The organism is Paenibacillus sp. PL91 (genome assembly GCF_012935325.2).
GTDB lineage: Bacteria > Bacillota > Bacilli > Paenibacillales > Paenibacillaceae > Pristimantibacillus.
Genome location: NZ_JABBYG020000002.1, coordinates 437,350 through 453,537, shown reverse-complemented (window position 1 = coordinate 453,537; position 16,188 = coordinate 437,350). Strand labels below are relative to the sequence as shown.

The following is a 16,188-nucleotide window of genomic DNA, read 5'->3' as shown; positions in this document are numbered from 1 at the left end:
TCCATGGCTTCAAATCGCATAACGGTTGATCTAAGCGGACGTGCTTCGATAGCACAGCGTATTCTCGGTACGTTCTTCCGCGGCTATCAACGCCGCTTAGAGGACGCAATAACGGAGGGCAGCGAAGAAGGAACGCGTGAAGTTCTAATGGAGTGGAAGCGCGAAGCAACCGACTTAGCACCTTTGGAAAAGGGCACCCTCCGTCGCAACATTAAAACGGAGCTGACCGAGGGTAACGGCGAAATTAGCGGCGAGATATCCGCGAGTGTTATCGAGATGCGCGGAGGTAGGCGGTTCGATTATGCGGCCTATCTGCACGATGTATATCCGGAAAAGCACGGTGAAAAGTTTAAAAACCCGACAACGGACGGTACAATACCGCGCTTTATCGACCAACCACTAGAGGATAACGCCGAGAAATGGGCCGCAGATATCGAACGCGAGATAGAATCGACGTTAAGGCGAAAGGGATTCCGTCCGCGGCGGCGTTAATGAACTAAAACGGAGTGCTGGCGCTGCTGGCCTCCGTTTATTTTTGGTTACGGAGGTGTTATCATGGAGAAACGGAAGAAAAAACGCGGAAATTACCCGAAACGCGTTCCGCCGCTCGGCGAATTACATTACATCGCGATCGAATTAATGGCGCTTAGAGTCGGACAGAATTACGAGGATACAGCGAAGGAGCTCGGAATCAGCGTACGCACGCTCTATCGTTGGAGACAGCGTCCGGACTTCTATAACGCGCTTATACGCGCTACACGACGGAGATTTAACGTCATGTATCCGATCGACAATTCAATAAACGCCGTTGTAGCCGATCCAAAACACCTAACGCAGGTCCTCGGCTTAGTCGGATTACTACCGTGATACGAAATATACGAAAAACCCGCAAATATACTGACGTGACGGGGATTTAACGCTTAATTTGGGTGTCCGAAAACTGTACTTTTTGCGAAATTTTCTGCTGACGGCTCGAAATGCGCGTCCCCCTCGAAATTTTTAGAGACGCTTTACTGCACTAAAGCAAATTGGACATTGAGAACGAATAGTATCGATTGCAATTTGTCAAGTATCTTTTTAAAATGCATAAATATACATAGACATACGCGCAAAATACGAATTTTGTACATATGTACCAACACACGCGCATCGAAAAAAGCCCGCCGTTACGCGGTTTTATGCCGGCCATATGCCGCGAAGAGGGTCCCCGTTTATACACGTTTTATGCATCGCTCAAAAACCGCGCTATTACGCCATTCTCATTCCGTTGAGAAACGATTATTTCCCGAAATTACCGCGCATCAATGCATATTTATACGCCGCATGGAGCTTTAGCACGCTAAAGTGAGTTACGCGTTTTCTCACGTTACTATCTGCGATACTTTAACGCGATGAAGCGTTTGGGATGCGTAATACTTTAGCGCGGTGAAGTGCGTGACCCCCAAGGCCATACTTACTAGCGGTCGATCTTGGTCAACGAGAAATCAACGTATTTAAAAAACACTTTGACTTTTAAAACGCCGCACCAACGAAAGATACGATGCTCTATACTTGCGTTGAGCTTATTATTTGCGTTATACTGTCCGTAGATTACGAGGGAAAAGCGCGGCTGTACGTATCTAATAAAGCGCGGTATCGTATAGCCTCCGTTTAAGCCTACGCCAAGCATCCGAAAAGTATTATGCGAACGTGCCTAATAAAGCGGTGGGATTTACGCCGGATAACGTTGTGGGACAAGCCTTTTTACCCACACGCCTATCCGAGCGTCCTTAAAATCCTGCGGTGGGTGACCACCGTACGGGTTCGATTCCCGTCCTCGGCATACCTCGAAAACCTTGAGATTTCAATGGTTTTCACGAAGTACATAAGGCTCTAGAAGCTGAAAGACCTCCTTTGGAATATCTGATTAATCAGGTAGAAGCAAAGGAGGTTTTTTCATTGTCCTTGCTTAAATATAGTAGATACAGATTCATATCCTTGGATAAAAATGTGGGATTAGAATGATCGAGGATTAAGTATTTTTGTGCGGCTAAAAGTGAATAAAGTTTAAGGAAAAGGAAGTGTGGGAAAACGAAATATAAGCCTTTTGTTTCACAGGCTATCTATGATGCCAATAAAAAAAGTGATCGTGACAAAGGTTTGATTGCATGCGAGCGTTAAGCCCTCGCTTCGACAATACCTCTTTTGCATGCAATATCTGGCTTAATCAGATGCATGCGAAGGAGGTTTTTTCTTTGGATAAGTAGTGGGGTGTTTGTGCTACTCTTTCTTAATTGCAGCTTGTCTCGCTGCATTATGAGCTAACCTATGCAAAGGATTATTTTTTTTGTGCTTGCTCATATACTTTACTTTAACTTCAATCTCTGGGAACATCATATTTAAACGATGTAGCGAAGCTAGAATTTCAACTCTAGCATTTTCATAATACAGATTTGGTAAGCGGTCTCTCGATAAAATGTGGTCAATTCGACTACAATCCGTAAATATGAAAGCAAGCTTCGGCTGATGTTCCTTTAATGCTTTTGTAAGTATTTCAATGCTGTAAAGGATAGCGAGTAATTCTCCATAATTTGAGCCTTCATCATGTTCTAAAAGAAGCTTCTTAGCAGTAACTTGTACGGTTCGGTTGTAGACAAAGCAGCATGCAACGCCATATACATTTTGAGCTATGAAACCAGCGTAATCGCAATATAGGCAGATCATGCCTTTGTTTAGTATATTTTGTCTCAAGCTAGGGTTGTCATAGGCTTTTTTTATCAATAGATCCTTGATTGAATCCACGAGTTTATAAATCTCCTTCAATAAGAAATTTGAGACACGGCATTTTTGAAATCCGATCAATGATTGTACATTACATTTAATATAGTCAAAAAATATGATGGTTAATCTTACGAATAGGCATACATGAGTTTGGTTCACGCATACACCTTACATGATAAGCGATAAACTCATTTGCAGTCCGGTTATTGAATTGAAGCAATAATATTACTTGTTTTGGAGGGATTTCAAACATGAATGCAGGATTTTGGATTCGATTAGGAGCTGCGTTGCTGGACGGTATTATTGTTGGTGTTCCTTTATTTATTATTTCATTGCTTATTACTGGAGGACTGGAGGGAAGAGAATATTTCACGGATGTGATCTCATTCCTTTATACGCTCTTGCTTCCTGTCTTTTGGAGAGGCTATACGATTGGAAAGCGGATTTGCGGGATTCAGATCAGAAAGCTGGACGGTTCTCCTCCTGGTCTAGGAACGATGCTGCTGCGACATGTTGTAGGCGGGCTAATATACGGAGTAACTTTGGGTATTGCAGCCATCGTCAGCGCCTTTATGGTTGGTATGCGAGAGGATAAGCGGGCCATTCATGATTTTATCGCGGGAACAGAAGTTGTTCATGCCAATTCTTAATGCAAGTGAAGCCGGCAGCGTCTAACGCAGCCGGCTTTTTTTATTGCAAACCTTTTGCTTTCTTCAATTTGAATGAAGTAAACTAGAAGCTGTAACGCAATACTTGAGCAAATAGGGGAAGTAGGCGGTTGAATGAAACAGCATAAGAATGAGGAGTCTTCACTTAAGCAAAGCTCGCGCCGTTTATATGCGGAAGTGTTTTCGTTAAAGGATACTTTATATCACGATCTAATCGATAGGTTCAAGGATGATCATTTTTTATTAGAAAACAAAGAGCAGTGGAAAACGGGCATTATGGCAGCTGCTATCTCGACTGCGCTTTTTAGCACAGTCTTGTCGGGAAGCAAGGAGTTTCCTTATGTTTATTCCTATCTGAAAATAAAGCTCCAAGCGCACCATCCAGAAGGAGAAGCCGCAATTGAGAGCTGCATGGGCGTTATTTCTAATCTGTTGAACGGTGCGGAATATAACGTTGAGGCTTTCTCTGAAGGAATCGCCCTATGGCTTTATTTTAGCATCAGAGGCAGAGAAACGTTCGTTGAAGAAGAAACTGTTCCTTATATGTTAGCTGGACAATATATTAATCAATACTATTTTAATTGGTTTGATAAACAAGAATAGGGCGTTTTTCATCTGTACAGCTTAGAAGGAGGAGTTCTTGTGACGATAATGCCGAATAACGATTGGTTGCAGCGGTTAGAAGAAGAGCTTAAAGCGCCGTATCTGCTTGAGCTGCTTGATTACCTTGATGATAAATATAAGTCGATGACGGTCTACCCAGAAAAGCAGCATATTTTTAATGCCCTAAACTATACATCCTATGAACAAACGAAGGTGGTCGTTTTGGGACAGGATCCGTATCACGGTCCTAAGCAGGCGCATGGACTTAGCTTCTCCGTGCAGCCGGGCATGAAGGTGCCGCCTTCTTTAAAGAACATATACAAAGAGCTGGAGGCGGATGTTGGCGCACCGATTCCTGACCATGGCAGTTTAATATCTTGGGCGCAGCAAGGCGTACTGCTCCTTAATACGGTGCTTACGGTGGAGGAGGGCAAACCGAACTCGCATCAAGGACTAGGGTGGGAGCGATTTACCGATTCGATCATTACGGCTATGAATGAAAGGGACAAGCCTGTCGTATTTATGCTGTGGGGCAAGCACGCAGAGTCGAAGGCCGTTCATATTGATAGGGAGAAGCATCATATTATTTCCTCGCCGCACCCAAGCCCGTTTGCGGCTCGCAAGGGCTTTTTTGGAAGTAAGCCTTTCTCAAGGGCGAATGCCTTTCTAGAGGCGATTGGAAGCGAGCCTATTGACTGGACGATACCGATGCTATCAGAACTAAAAAGCAGTTAAAAAAGGCTTCTCCCATGACTGAGCGATTGCTCATACCATTGGAGAAGCCTTTTACTTTCCTATTACTCGGCGATGATCGCGCTGCCTGTGGATGCATCGCTAGAAGAAGCGGATTGGGGAAGCACAGGTTTTAGCTTTGCGTCTACGTAGGTCGAAACCTGAACATCGGTTACAACCTGCGGATACATTTTATCTGGATCAGGGAGAATCGTTTCGACATAAATAATCGCTTGGTCTCCTTCAAAGCCAATGGAAGAGATCCGGATGCTGTAACCAGGATGCGGCACTTGCGTGCTGATGGTTACTTTATTGATGTCGGAATTTACGGCAGTTACAGCAAGCTTAAGGTCTAGTTGCGGCTGTTCTGGCAATTCAGGAATAGGAGTCGTCTCCTTTACGAATGTAATGGCATCGTAGAGCCAGCCTGCGGCGTCGCTTCGCGTGATCGCTTTTTTAGGATAAAACTTGTTCGAGCTATCCAGTGTAACGATTTTGCTAATGAGCAGCTTTTGGATGCTTTCCATGTAATCCTTGTTAACGTCAGCCTCATCCCCAAGCATCATATAAATTTCGATAAAGGCATAATCGCCTTTCGTCAAAATTGCTTTGAACAAGTGATGGGCGAACTGCTCGCGAGTCATGACATCATTAGCTTTGACCGATTTCGGAATTTCAAGTCCGTTAAGGTTAGCAATGATAAACGATTGCGAATACCAGGCATTGTCCTTCAGGTTAGTGAAATAATCGCTTGCTTTAGGCTCTTTAATGAAGCGAATATGATCGATGTTGAGCTCTAACCCTTTTACAATCAATGATACGCCTTCCGCGTAAGTGAGCTTGCCCTTCGGATTGAACTTATCCTCTTTATTGTTGCTTAATATGCCTAGTTTCTTAAGCTCGGCGATTTTTTGCTCGTTCACATCATTTTTGACATCTTTAAATGCCCAGACGGTTTGTCCAAGCGTGAAGAGCATCATTGCAACCAGTGTCAATACTATTATCGATCGTTTTCTCATACGGTCACCTCTTCGTTTTTTTGCTGCAGCACTTATTTGACGCAATAATAAGTCAATTTGTTGCAAATCGCAAGAAAACATTAAAAAGTGAGGGACGCTTAAAATGTGTTAGAAAAATAAATACAAAAAAAGCCTTGATATACAAGGCTTTCGACGTTTAAGTTATGGTGATCTGAACAGGGTTCGAACCTGTGACCCCTACCCTGTCAAGATAGTGCTCTCCCAGCTGAGCTACCAGATCATGTTAGCGACAATTAATAATATAGCAGGATAAGGAAGTGAAGTCAACACTTTTTGGAACATTTATTAAGGAATTATAAATGAGATTTTCTACATGCGATTATCATTTGTCAACGCCGCCAGATTGCAGAGCTAATAAGCAAAGGGTTATAATGCTTTACGAAGCGCAAGCGTTTTGCTTAACATGCGATAGGATACGATAACCGATACATCGACAGGAGATGGCATTTCACATGTTTAATAACGACATTCACAATCAGTTCGCAAAGGCAGTTCAACATTTGATTGGCAAATCAGGTATCGTCCACTTGCAAAATGATGTAGATTACAAGATAGTTGTGCAGCAATTTACCGGATTCGAAGTGTCTGAGCATTATGATGACGAGAGAGATCCGATGATTTTTAAATTATCGTTTCTAAATGTACTAGGCAGAGAAGATTCCATCGAAATTTGGGATAGCGCAATTGTTGATCTGGACTTTACAGTACCGGAAGTAGTGGAAGAATGGGTTACTCCTGGTCTTCAATTCATTTTTGCTATTCTCAAGGATGAGAGCAACGCTATTGAGTTTTACGCAAAATAAAAAGGTTTTCACCTATACGTTTAAAAAGCTTGATTATCGCTCTGATTTGGCCAAGCAGCCTGAATATTCGTTGAGGAGATAATCAAGCTCTTGGCTGATTTTAACAACTGCCTGATCCGTGAAATTGTTGCATGCATCAAAAATTAGGACCATTTCGGCACGCACTTCTTCAATTTTTTTCTGATAAAAACAGTGTTCCATATTAACCCCTCCAACTTTTCATTTGTGATTATAAGAATAAACGAAGGTTGTTAGAATTTTTCGAAAATAATAATTAGGAAATTGTTAGTTTATTGAACAAATTTGTAAATAGTAGCCTTCGTATTTGATTAACTACACCAATACGTTTATTCTGAAACATTTTCAAAAAATTGAGATGGAAAACCCCCAAGGAATTCTTGCCTTTGGGGGTACATGTTTAAACGCGTATATCGATGCTCTGTCCCAAATGAGGCTGAGCGCCTTGCAGCATCTGTACAAGGTTTTGTCCTTGCAGTGTGGCCTGCTCTTTGGCTAACGACAAGACACGGATATTTTTCGCAAGAATAAGGCTGTTCTGGCTCATCGAGATCGATGCAGCTGCAATATCCATATAACACCTCCTACTTCAATTATCGGCTTGTAGGAGGAACTATTTTACATCTGATTATGACTCATGCGGAATATCGCATTTGTTTCGAATGAAATGGATTTGGTTTCGAACTCGATTCAGGTGCTGCTGCTCTTCTTCGGTTTGTTCGCCTTGTACGGCTTGCTCTAGCTGCTCTAATTCCTGTAATAAGCTTGGTAAATCATTAGACGCATTCGCACAATTATAGTTGCTGTCTACATTTTCAAGCATCGCTTTTTCCTCCAATCCTTAAGGTTGGACTTTAGAATTGTTATCCAATGTCCGTCAGTTAGTATGAGCCGTTTGACGATGGATATGCATATTGGAAACGTATACTAAAGCTAAGCCAATCCGCATACCTATTTAGAAAGCGCTCAGGAGGCGGTTTCTGTTGGCTGCACAGTATGCCTATTTGGCTATTTGGCTATTGGGAATGTTTGGGATCATCGGAATAGTGGTCGGGGCTGTGGCAAAATTCGCTATTCAAGATACGTTATCGCATGATGAGCAATTTGTATGGCGAAGGAAGCTTCCGGCAGAGGCATTGAAAAGAAAATAAAACGAAAATCCGGCGTTCGCCTAACAAGCGAATTTGTCGGATTTTTTTTTATGTACAGGAAGGAGTAAAAAAATTCATTCAAATCGTTTAACGAACGGATTGATTTCTCTTTACAGGAATATCATGGTCTGCTAAACTAGCAACAATCTATTGTTAACCTTTTTTAATTTATTTTGGTTAACAATAGGAATGATTATCGGATGGAGATTATGATGACACGGAGTTACGAATGGCTTACCGCAATGAATAAGGCGCATTTATGGCATCCTTTTACCCAAATGAAAGACTACAATGACTCTGATCCTCTCATCATTGAACGTGGGGAAGGGGTCCGGCTATATGACGTGCAAGGGCGTGCTTATTATGACGGCTTCTCGTCCGTATGGCTCAACGTTCATGGGCATAACGTGCCGGAGCTGAATGATGCGATTAGAGATCAGCTCGAACGTGTCGCCCACAGCACTTTGCTCGGAATGGCAAATGTGCCGGCAATCGAGCTGGCAGAGAGGTTGGCAGCGATCGCTCCAAGAGGCTTAAATAAAGTTTTTTATTCTGATTCCGGCGCAACCGGTGTCGAGATTGCGATCAAAATGGCATTTCAATACTGGCATAACCTCGGAAATAGGGGCAAATCAACGTTTGTTACGATGAATCAAGCGTACCATGGGGATACGATTGGCGCAGTCAGCGTAGGTGCTATTCCGCTTTATCATGACGTGTTCCGCCCTATGCTTTTTCCATCCCACGTGATTCCTTACCCAAATGCTTATCGGCATGAAGGCGGAGCTGCAGAAGCGATGAAAGCTACACTAACAGCATTGCGAAAGCTCCTGGAGACAAAGGCTGATGAGATAGCTGCGCTTATCGTGGAGCCGATTGTGCAGGGAGCAGGCGGCATCATCGTCATGCCGCCAGGCTGCTTGCGCGAGATGGCATCGCTGTGCCGTCAGCATGGCGTGCTGTTAATTGCTGATGAGGTAGCAACGGGCTTTGGCAGGACGGGCGCGATGTTCGCTTGCGATCTTGAGGACGTCTCGCCTGATTTAATGGTTATAGGTAAAGGGCTGACTGGCGGCTATTTGCCTGTGGCTGCAACGCTTGCTACGGACGAGGTGTACGATGCGTTTTATGCGGATTACGAAGAGCAGAAAACATTTTTTCATGGACATTCCTTCACGGGCAACCCGCTTGGCTGTGCGGTGGCTCTGGCGAGCCTGAGGCTGTTTGAAGAGCGTAACATGCTTGAAGGAGTAAACATGAAGGCGTCTTTTGTAGAGCAAAAGCTCGCTGCGCTTAAAAACCGTCCGCATGTCGGCGATATCCGGCAAAAGGGACTGATGATCGGCATTGAGCTCGTACGCAATAAGGCTTCACGAGAGCCTTACGAATGGGCAGAACGAATTGGGGTCAGAGCGAGCAGGCGAGCTAGAGAGCTTGGCCTGCTTACGAGGCCGCTTGGCAACGTCATCGTATTTATCCCTCCGCTTTCCAGCACTGAAGCTGAGCTTGCTGCAATGACAGATATTTTGGCGAAATCCATAATGGATGTCACAGAAGGTGGTTTCCATTCATGATTGGAATACGCGGATTTTTTGTAACGGGAACGGACACCGGCGTTGGGAAAACAATCGTTACAGCAGCTCTTGCTGCTGCGCTTCGTGCTGAAGGGCTAAATGTCGGCGTATGGAAGCCTGTGCAGTCAGGTGCGCCTCTTGGCAGCGGAGCTACCGACGCTGAACGTCTGCTTCAGTGCACCGGCATTGAAGAAAGGGCAGAGGCAGTAGGGCCATTTACATTCGAGGCACCTCTTGCTCCGCTCCTCGCTGCCAAACATGCGGGGCAGAACTTAACGCTGCAGCAGCTCATCGACGCAGGTGAGCCACTGGCAAAGCGTTACGAAGCGCTGCTCATCGAAGGGGCAGGCGGCGTTGCTGTTCCGCTAACCAATGACGCACTCGTAGCGGATTTGATCACGGAGCTGCGCGTACCCGCCATTATCGTGGCTCGTTCAAGTCTCGGCACGATTAACCATACGCTGCTTACGGTGTTCTTCCTGCAAGCTCGCAAGATCCCGGTTCTCGGCATTATTTTGAACGATGGCGAATCAACAGACATACAGGACGACCCGAGCGTCGCAACGAACGCACAGCTAATTGAACAGTATAGCGGTGTAAAGGTACTCGGTCGTTTTCCACGATTGCACGACGAGATGAATGCACAATTGTTGAACAGGACGGTTAGAGAAGAGATTCAATGGACTACTATCCGACAAGGAATAGCTGTTCAATTAACGGGAGGCTGAAGGAAAATGAATGCAATAGCTGCTCATTTTGAATGGACTTCGTTTGCACAGAAAGCACTTAATGGCGAACGGCTTACGGTTGAAGAAGGGCTTGCCATACTTGTAGCGGATGATGAGGAGCTGCTACCCCTGTTGCAAGCGGCATTTATGGTGAGAAAACATTATTACGGAAAAAAAGTGAAGCTGAACATGATCATCAACGCCAAAAGCGGCCTTTGTCCCGAAGACTGCGGCTATTGCTCGCAATCAATCGTATCAACGGCGCCTGTTCAAAAGTATACGATGCTGGATAAGGAAACGCTGCTTGCGGGAGCCCGCGAAGCGATGGCGCGCAAAGCAGGCACCTATTGCATTGTTGCGGCAGGGAAAGGCCCAACGGAAAGGGAGCTGGATCAAGTCGTGGATGCGATCAAAGAAATTCGTGAGACGATGCCGCTCAAAATATGCGCCTGCTTAGGCCTGTTAAAGGACGGACAGGCTGAGCGCTTAGCGGAAGCAGGGGTACATCGCTACAACCATAATCTGAATACGAGCAAAGCCAACTACCCGTCTATTACAACTACTCATACCTATGACCAGCGTGTCGAAACTGTACAGAAGGTGAAAACGCACGGCATGTCTCCCTGCTCAGGCGTTATTATCGGTATGGGTGAAACGAATGAGGAAATTGTTGAAATGGCGTACGCCCTTCGCGAGCTGGATGCGGACTCGATTCCAATCAATTTCCTGAATGCGATTCCGGGAACTCCGCTGGAAAAAGCAGGACGTACTCCGGCTATAAAAGCTTTGAAGGTTCTTGCGCTGTTTCGGTTCATTTGCCCGGCCAAGGAGATTCGTGTCGCGGGCGGCCGCGAGGTCAATCTCCGTTCACTGCAGCCTTTGTCGCTGTACGCTGCAAATTCGCTTTTTGTTGGCGATTATTTAACGACAGCAGGCCAAGAGATTTCGGCTGATCATCAAATCATTGAAGATATGGGCTTTGAAATTGAACGGAATGCCCTTTAAGGCGGTACAGAACATGAAGTGGATGGAAGATGAGCTTGCGAAATTGACTGATGCCTCGCTCGAGCGCAGACTGCGCGAGAGTGCCGCGGTTCCGGATCGCCCTGGTTATGTGCGGCGCGGAGAACGAGTGCTGCTAAATTTGGCAGCCAATGATTATCTGGGGCTTGCGCAGCATCCGGCTATTATTGAGGCGATTCGCGAGCAGCTTTTTATTGGCGGGGCAGGCTCTGGCGCTTCGCGTCTGGTAACCGGCAACCGACCGCTGAATGGGTACCTTGAGGAAGAGCTGGCTGCTTGGCAAAATAGTGAGGCTGCACTTGTTTTTGCAAATGGCTATATGGCTAATTCAAGTGTAATAAGCGCACTCGCAGGACGAGGCGATGTTGTTTTCAGCGATCAGTTCAACCATGCGAGCATTGTGGACGGCATTGTCCTGAGCCGTGCGGAGCATGCTAGATACCGCCATAACGATATGGAGCATTTGAAGGCATTGCTGAACAAGCATCGTGACAGGCGTCGTAAGCTGATTGTTACGGATGCCGTTTTCTCTATGGATGGCGACCGTGCACCTTTGCAGGAGCTCGCTTTACTCAAAAGAGAGCACGGGGCGATGCTGATGGTAGACGAGGCGCATAGCGGGGGGATTTATGGGGTACGCGGCCAGGGGCTATGCCATGAGCTGGGTCTGCAAAATGAGGTGGATGTACATATGGGAACATTCAGCAAAGCGTTTGGCGTATATGGCGCGTATGTTTGCGGCAATCGAACGTTAATCCGCTGGCTAATCAACAAGGCAAGGGCGCTGATCTATTCAACGGCGCTCCCCCCATCACTCACTGCAGGGATTTCAACCGCACTGGGTTTGGTGCAAACCGAGCACTGGCGGCGTAAACATCTTATTTTGGCAAGCAGGCAGTTGCGCTCCTCGCTTAGTGCTGCCGGGTTTAACGTCGGCTCCGGGGACACGCCTATCATCCCGCTGATCGTCGGCGATAACGCGGTAGCTCTTCGGTTCAGCGAAGCGCTCGAAGGGGAAGGGATAGCCGCAGTGGCGATCCGCCCGCCAACCGTTCCTAGCGGAACCGCGCGTATTCGCTTCTCCTTATCGGCAGCGCATGCTGAGCATGAATTGGTCGATGCCGCCCTGCGCATTCGTCGCATCGGATTGCAGCTGGGGGCGGTGAGTCCGTGACAGCAATGGTTGATCATTCGTTGAAAGATACTAACCAATTCGTCGGAAGCAGCACCGCCATGAAGCAAACCTCGATCTTATGGCTATCGGGATGGAGCGTTCCGAATACAGTCTTCGACCGGTTTCATGCTTATTTACCGGAATTTAATCATATCACCGTAGATTATAGCAAGGCGGATTTGCCAGAAGAAATGCTGGAGTTGGCCGAATCGGCTGCAAAAGCTTCCGAAAGCCCGTTGTTGATTGCAGGCTGGTCGCTAGGGGCATTATTGGCACTAAGACTTGCTTCAAAAGGGTACGCAAACGGTCTTATGCTGCTCGGAGGAACGGCCCGGTTTACCCGTTCAAAGGAAGAGAAGTCACGCGGGTGGTCGGACGCTTATATGAGGCAGATGATTAGAAACCTTCAAAATGACCGAAATGAAGTAGAAGCAAAATTTCGGCAGATCATGTTTACGGATGCGGAAAGGGAAGCAGGCCTGCCTGTCCGTCTTCCGTCTCTAGGAAGCTGGTCAACCTCGGCATTAATCGCTGGTCTGCAGCTTTTGCGTAATGAGGAGTGCTTATCTCTGCTATCGCAAATGGCATGCCCCGCTTTAATCATTCACGGCACCGAGGATAAGGTTTGTCCATACGGCGCTGCCGAGGAGCTGATGTCCCTAATGCCTAGCGCAAAGCTGCTAACGTTAACCGGCTGCGGCCATGCACCGTTTATAGGAAGGGAAGCGGGCATAGCCGGCGAGTTAAGGAGATGGTGGCATGAGCAATAGAAAACAAAGGATCAGACGTCATTTTAATCGCAGCGCAGCCGGTACGTATGATAAGCATGCGAACGTGCAGCGCTATATGGCGGATCGGCTTTCTCAAACGCTTAAAAAGCAAGCTCGCCCAGAAGAGCCCCCCGCGCTTCAAATACTTGAGATAGGCTGCGGAACCGGGACGCTAACAGAAATGTTGGCTAACGAATGGCCAAACTCTATGATTACCGCGCTAGACATGGCACCGGAGATGTTAAAAGCTGCTGAGCTTCGTCTCCATCTAGGTTCTGGACGATCACATATTCGTTTTTTGCATGCCGATGTCGAGGATTGGGCATCCGAGGCTCCAGCAGGCTCGTTTGATTTAATCGTAGCTAACGCATGCTTTCAATGGTTGGGCGAACCTAGCGAGACGCTGCGCAATCTACAGGGCTTGCTTCGTTCAGAAGGCATGCTGGTGTTTACAACGTTCGGACCGGATACGTTTCGCGAGCTGCATGAAGCATTTAATGCCGTTTATTATGCCAACGGAAATGTACCTCAGCGTCACGGGCTTACCTTTCAATCCGTTTCTGAGTGGAAGGATATGCTGGCTGAAGCAGGCTACTCAGCCATTCAAGCTGAAAGCTCGACTCAAATCGAAATGTTCACATCCGTAAGAGAGTTTCTGCACGCTGTAAAAGCCGTAGGAGCCAGCGCTTCAGAAGCTGCCGAATTTCGAGGATTAAGTACAAGAAGCCTGTTCACTAACATGTACATGGAGTATGAAAAGAAGTTCAGCCTTCCTGAAGGCATCTCTGTCACTTACGAGCTTCTTTTATTCCAAGCACATGCTGCAACATAAAATTGGGCATCTCTGCATAATTACTCTTCCTCTTAGGCAATATAAGAGTTGTTGTACATTCTTCTACACTGAGAGGAGCTAACGAAAAATGAGCGATTCGATTGGCGGACAAGACACGAGAGAGCAGATTGTCGCAGTACAAAAAAACGGAGACGGTGACCTTACGGCGTTCAAAACAACAAGCGGTCGCGTGCTTGATTATGCAACGGCGCTTCAGGAAGTCCAGGCCGGACATATTTCGGGCGTTAACGCCTTCAAGGGCAGAGATGGCGATACGTATATCCGTGGTGATGCCGATGGCGATCCGACGAACAATTTAGACCAGCTGCCAACCTTTTAGAACAAAATAGTTAATGATCTTAAATGTATCACCAAGCCAGCATAAATAATTAGCCACCATCGTCCATCGATGACTAAGACTCTATAAAGAAAGGCGCCGCATAATGAATATGCAGGCGCCTTTATTATTTCTACTCAACTGTATATTGCCTATGCTGCTCGACGATACGCATGAGGCCGGTTCTGCCTTCAAATTGCTCTATAGCGTCTCCGTAGTGCATGAGCCATGTTTTTCTTTGGATTTCCTCTGGAAGGCTTAGAAGCTCCTCTAAGCTGGCGTGAACGACACCTGGAGCTTCAAGCTGGCAATCATGATAAATCGTGGTGACGCCATCATCGACTAATTGCTGAAGCAGAAAGGGATCGAATCGCATATCGGCTGAATAGAAGAAGCTTTTGTTAAATAGAAAGGAGTAGCTGGGCTTATTCGGTATATGCTTCGTTTGTAGGAGCTTTACCGTTAAGCCGGGATGAAGCTCAATTTCTATATTCGGCTTGAGTGGACGGACCTCAAAGAAGTGCTCCAGCTTATCTAACGGCTCCTGCGTTAGCCCGCCGCGAAGTGTATTCTCCCATAGCGGTTCAATGAGAGATTCGGCAATGAAAAGAACCGGCTTGCGATTATATTTGAACATCATCTGAAAAGCGTACTCCTCCAAGCCGCCAACATGATCACCGTGAATGTGGCTAATCAATACCGCATCAAGCTCAGTGAAGGAATATCCCTGCTGATGCAGCGCTTTAGGGAGAGTAATTCCGCAATCAACAAGCAAGCGAAAGCCGTTTGCTTCAATAATTGCATTGTTGTTATCGTATTTTTTCGCAAAAGCGCTTCCTGTTCCAATCATCTTTATGTTCATGATCAAACCTCCTCAACTTTCCACAATATTACTGTACCAAAAATTGTGTATCCCTGACAATTACAGATGCACATTCGCCCTTCCCTACATACAATGCTAAAGCGAAACGTATAGTGGAGGCGAACGAAGGATGAGCAAAGGAAAAGGTAAAGTAGCGAAGAAGAAACAGCCTGCAAGCGACCGTAAGCAATATAATTACAAGCTGGTGTTATCGGATACCTGTGCGGTGTGCAAGACGCCATGCGCAAGGGGAATGAACTATTTGGCGAGGATGAGACAGCCAGGCACAGTAGGGAAGGGCGTACCTTGCGTGTTAACAAGAACGTTTGGGTAATAGCGTCATTTCATTTCGGTATTTCCCAGGCAAGCGCATGATTCAACAGCGTTTGACAGTACTGGTCGAATTATGCTTAGGGGTGAAAAAAGTTTCGTCCAAGGCGCAACTTTGCGGGTGCAGACGAGTATAACCATACATCCAGGCTATCGGATGGAGGGCTTACATCTATGAAACTCAGAAAAGTTGCTATTCTGCTGCTGTTGCTGTCGCTTTGGGGCGGAACCATGCTGTTCGCAGATTCTGCAACACAAAAGGTACGCGTCTACATTAACGGTAATGAGCAAGATGACGGAGGTTTAGTCACAGACAGCAAAACCTATTTGCCGCTTCGTCAATTAGCCACATCCATGCAAGCGATCGTGGAATGGGATAATCAAACCAAACGAGCAACCGTGTATAAGCCAAATGTGCATATGTTCCTTTTCCAAAACAATGCGGTATTCGGGAACGTATCAAAGGGCTATCAAGCGAAGTTCAAAGTGTTTGCTCAGATCGATAATTTGAAGACGGATATCGTCTCTGTGAAAGTATCGATCTTTGACCCATATGGTAAAGAGAAAGTGATTCAAACGGAACCCGTCGCAAAGACGAAGGACAATTTCTGGTATGCCACCGATGAAATTGATTATAAGTTCGAAGCTAGCGGGAAATATCCGATTCGTTTCTTCGTTAAGCTGAAAGGCTCGGATGAATGGACGCCTGTTTCTGAAAAATTAATTTCTTCTCAATGATGCATATGCCAAGCGAAGGCGCTCCTCAAGCGATGGGGGGCGTCT

The 16,188-nt window shown here is 46.2% G+C and carries 22 protein-coding genes, 1 tRNA gene and 1 pseudogene; 17 read left to right on the top strand and 7 right to left on the bottom strand.

From position 1 onward, the window contains the following. The first annotated feature begins 3 nt into the window (after window positions 1-3). The 3 genes and pseudogenes from HI950_RS07450 to HI950_RS07440 all read left to right on the top strand — a co-directional run. A complete protein-coding gene (locus tag HI950_RS07450; RefSeq protein WP_169083231.1) occupies window positions 4-492 on the top strand; it encodes an HK97 gp10 family phage protein in 489 nt (162 codons plus the stop codon). Between the two features lie 63 nt (window positions 493-555). After that, window positions 556-867, top strand: coding sequence for a helix-turn-helix domain-containing protein (locus HI950_RS07445; protein WP_169083230.1), 312 nt, complete (start codon window positions 556-558; stop codon window positions 865-867). A gap of 1,185 nt (window positions 868-2,052) precedes the next feature. Continuing rightward, window positions 2,053-2,160, top strand: a pseudogene (locus tag HI950_RS07440) (excalibur calcium-binding domain-containing protein); the annotation flags it as partial. 99 nt (window positions 2,161-2,259) lie between these two features. On the opposite strand, the gene HI950_RS07435 reads toward HI950_RS07440, so the two are convergent. Beyond that, window positions 2,260-2,781 carry a hypothetical protein gene (locus HI950_RS07435; protein ID WP_169083229.1) on the bottom strand — a complete coding sequence of 174 codons (522 nt, stop codon included), beginning with the start codon at window positions 2,779-2,781 and terminating at the stop codon, window positions 2,260-2,262. 230 nt (window positions 2,782-3,011) lie between these two features. Here HI950_RS07435 and HI950_RS07430 point away from each other — a divergent pair, with 230 nt between their 5' ends. The 3 genes from HI950_RS07430 (at window position 3,012) to HI950_RS07420 (ending at window position 4,766) form a co-directional block, all read left to right on the top strand. After that, window positions 3,012-3,410 carry an RDD family protein gene (locus HI950_RS07430; RefSeq protein ID WP_169083228.1) on the top strand — a complete coding sequence of 133 codons (399 nt, stop codon included), beginning with the start codon at window positions 3,012-3,014 and terminating at the stop codon, window positions 3,408-3,410. Window positions 3,411-3,542: 132 nt separating this feature from the next. Next, window positions 3,543-4,031, top strand: coding sequence for a hypothetical protein (locus tag HI950_RS07425; RefSeq protein WP_169083227.1), 489 nt, complete (start codon window positions 3,543-3,545; stop codon window positions 4,029-4,031). 48 nt (window positions 4,032-4,079) lie between these two features. After that, window positions 4,080-4,766: a uracil-DNA glycosylase gene (locus tag HI950_RS07420; RefSeq protein ID WP_169083497.1), complete on the top strand. Its 687-nt coding sequence runs from the start codon at window positions 4,080-4,082 to the stop codon at window positions 4,764-4,766. Window positions 4,767-4,828: 62 nt separating this feature from the next. Here the strand turns inward: HI950_RS07420 and HI950_RS07415 are convergent, their stop codons facing one another. After that, window positions 4,829-5,782: an S-layer homology domain-containing protein gene (locus tag HI950_RS07415; protein ID WP_169083226.1), complete on the bottom strand. Its 954-nt coding sequence runs from the start codon at window positions 5,780-5,782 to the stop codon at window positions 4,829-4,831. Window positions 5,783-5,947: 165 nt separating this feature from the next. After that, window positions 5,948-6,023, bottom strand: a tRNA-Val gene (locus HI950_RS07410). 232 nt (window positions 6,024-6,255) lie between these two features. On the opposite strand from HI950_RS07410, the gene HI950_RS07405 reads away from it, so the two are divergent. Then, window positions 6,256-6,606 carry a hypothetical protein gene (locus HI950_RS07405; RefSeq protein WP_169083225.1) on the top strand — a complete coding sequence of 117 codons (351 nt, stop codon included), beginning with the start codon at window positions 6,256-6,258 and terminating at the stop codon, window positions 6,604-6,606. Window positions 6,607-6,639: 33 nt separating this feature from the next. Here the strand turns inward: HI950_RS07405 and HI950_RS07400 are convergent, their stop codons facing one another. From HI950_RS07400 to HI950_RS07390, 3 genes are all read right to left on the bottom strand, one after another. Continuing rightward, window positions 6,640-6,807 (bottom strand): aspartyl-phosphate phosphatase Spo0E family protein, encoded by a 168-nt coding sequence (locus HI950_RS07400; protein ID WP_169083224.1) that lies wholly within the window; start codon window positions 6,805-6,807, stop codon window positions 6,640-6,642. Between the two features lie 217 nt (window positions 6,808-7,024). Further along, the gene (locus HI950_RS07395) at window positions 7,025-7,198 is read right to left on the bottom strand and encodes a YjfB family protein (protein WP_169083223.1); all 174 of its coding nucleotides are present in this window, start codon (window positions 7,196-7,198) and stop codon (window positions 7,025-7,027) included. Window positions 7,199-7,252: 54 nt separating this feature from the next. Next, window positions 7,253-7,447: a DUF2524 domain-containing protein gene (locus HI950_RS07390; protein ID WP_169083222.1), complete on the bottom strand. Its 195-nt coding sequence runs from the start codon at window positions 7,445-7,447 to the stop codon at window positions 7,253-7,255. A gap of 160 nt (window positions 7,448-7,607) precedes the next feature. Between HI950_RS07390 and HI950_RS07385 the strand changes: the two genes are divergently transcribed. From HI950_RS07385 to HI950_RS07350, 8 genes are all read left to right on the top strand, one after another. Beyond that, entirely contained in the window at window positions 7,608-7,775 is a 168-nt protein-coding gene (locus HI950_RS07385) for a hypothetical protein (protein ID WP_169083221.1), read from the top strand. Between the two features lie 212 nt (window positions 7,776-7,987). Next, window positions 7,988-9,349: an adenosylmethionine--8-amino-7-oxononanoate transaminase gene (bioA, locus tag HI950_RS07380; protein WP_169083496.1), complete on the top strand. Its 1,362-nt coding sequence runs from the start codon at window positions 7,988-7,990 to the stop codon at window positions 9,347-9,349. Then, window positions 9,346-10,077, top strand: coding sequence for a dethiobiotin synthase (gene bioD, locus HI950_RS07375; protein WP_169083220.1), 732 nt, complete (start codon window positions 9,346-9,348; stop codon window positions 10,075-10,077). The genes bioA and bioD overlap by 4 nt, the downstream gene beginning before the upstream one ends. 6 nt (window positions 10,078-10,083) lie before the next feature. Continuing rightward, a complete protein-coding gene (gene bioB, locus HI950_RS07370; RefSeq protein ID WP_169083219.1) occupies window positions 10,084-11,082 on the top strand; it encodes a biotin synthase BioB in 999 nt (332 codons plus the stop codon). A 13-nt stretch (window positions 11,083-11,095) separates the two neighbouring features. After that, the gene (gene bioF, locus HI950_RS07365; protein WP_169083218.1) at window positions 11,096-12,274 is read left to right on the top strand and encodes an 8-amino-7-oxononanoate synthase; all 1,179 of its coding nucleotides are present in this window, start codon (window positions 11,096-11,098) and stop codon (window positions 12,272-12,274) included. A gap of 5 nt (window positions 12,275-12,279) precedes the next feature. Further along, a complete protein-coding gene (locus HI950_RS07360; RefSeq protein WP_223285181.1) occupies window positions 12,280-13,044 on the top strand; it encodes an alpha/beta hydrolase in 765 nt (254 codons plus the stop codon). Then, window positions 13,034-13,876 (top strand): malonyl-ACP O-methyltransferase BioC, encoded by an 843-nt coding sequence (bioC, locus tag HI950_RS07355; RefSeq protein ID WP_169083217.1) that lies wholly within the window; start codon window positions 13,034-13,036, stop codon window positions 13,874-13,876. Before HI950_RS07360 ends, bioC begins: the two co-directional genes overlap by 11 nt. A gap of 88 nt (window positions 13,877-13,964) precedes the next feature. Next, on the top strand, window positions 13,965-14,216 hold the full coding sequence (locus HI950_RS07350) for a DUF3892 domain-containing protein (protein WP_053375569.1): 252 nt from the start codon (window positions 13,965-13,967) through the stop codon (window positions 14,214-14,216). 130 nt (window positions 14,217-14,346) lie between these two features. Here the strand turns inward: HI950_RS07350 and HI950_RS07345 are convergent, their stop codons facing one another. After that, window positions 14,347-15,081 (bottom strand): MBL fold metallo-hydrolase, encoded by a 735-nt coding sequence (locus HI950_RS07345; protein WP_169083216.1) that lies wholly within the window; start codon window positions 15,079-15,081, stop codon window positions 14,347-14,349. A 124-nt stretch (window positions 15,082-15,205) separates the two neighbouring features. Here HI950_RS07345 and HI950_RS07340 point away from each other — a divergent pair, with 124 nt between their 5' ends. Both HI950_RS07340 and HI950_RS07335 read left to right on the top strand, forming a co-directional pair. Continuing rightward, a complete protein-coding gene (locus tag HI950_RS07340; RefSeq protein WP_169083215.1) occupies window positions 15,206-15,409 on the top strand; it encodes a hypothetical protein in 204 nt (67 codons plus the stop codon). A gap of 170 nt (window positions 15,410-15,579) precedes the next feature. After that, the gene (locus HI950_RS07335) at window positions 15,580-16,143 is read left to right on the top strand and encodes a stalk domain-containing protein (protein ID WP_169083214.1); all 564 of its coding nucleotides are present in this window, start codon (window positions 15,580-15,582) and stop codon (window positions 16,141-16,143) included. Window positions 16,144-16,188 lie beyond the last annotated feature (45 nt).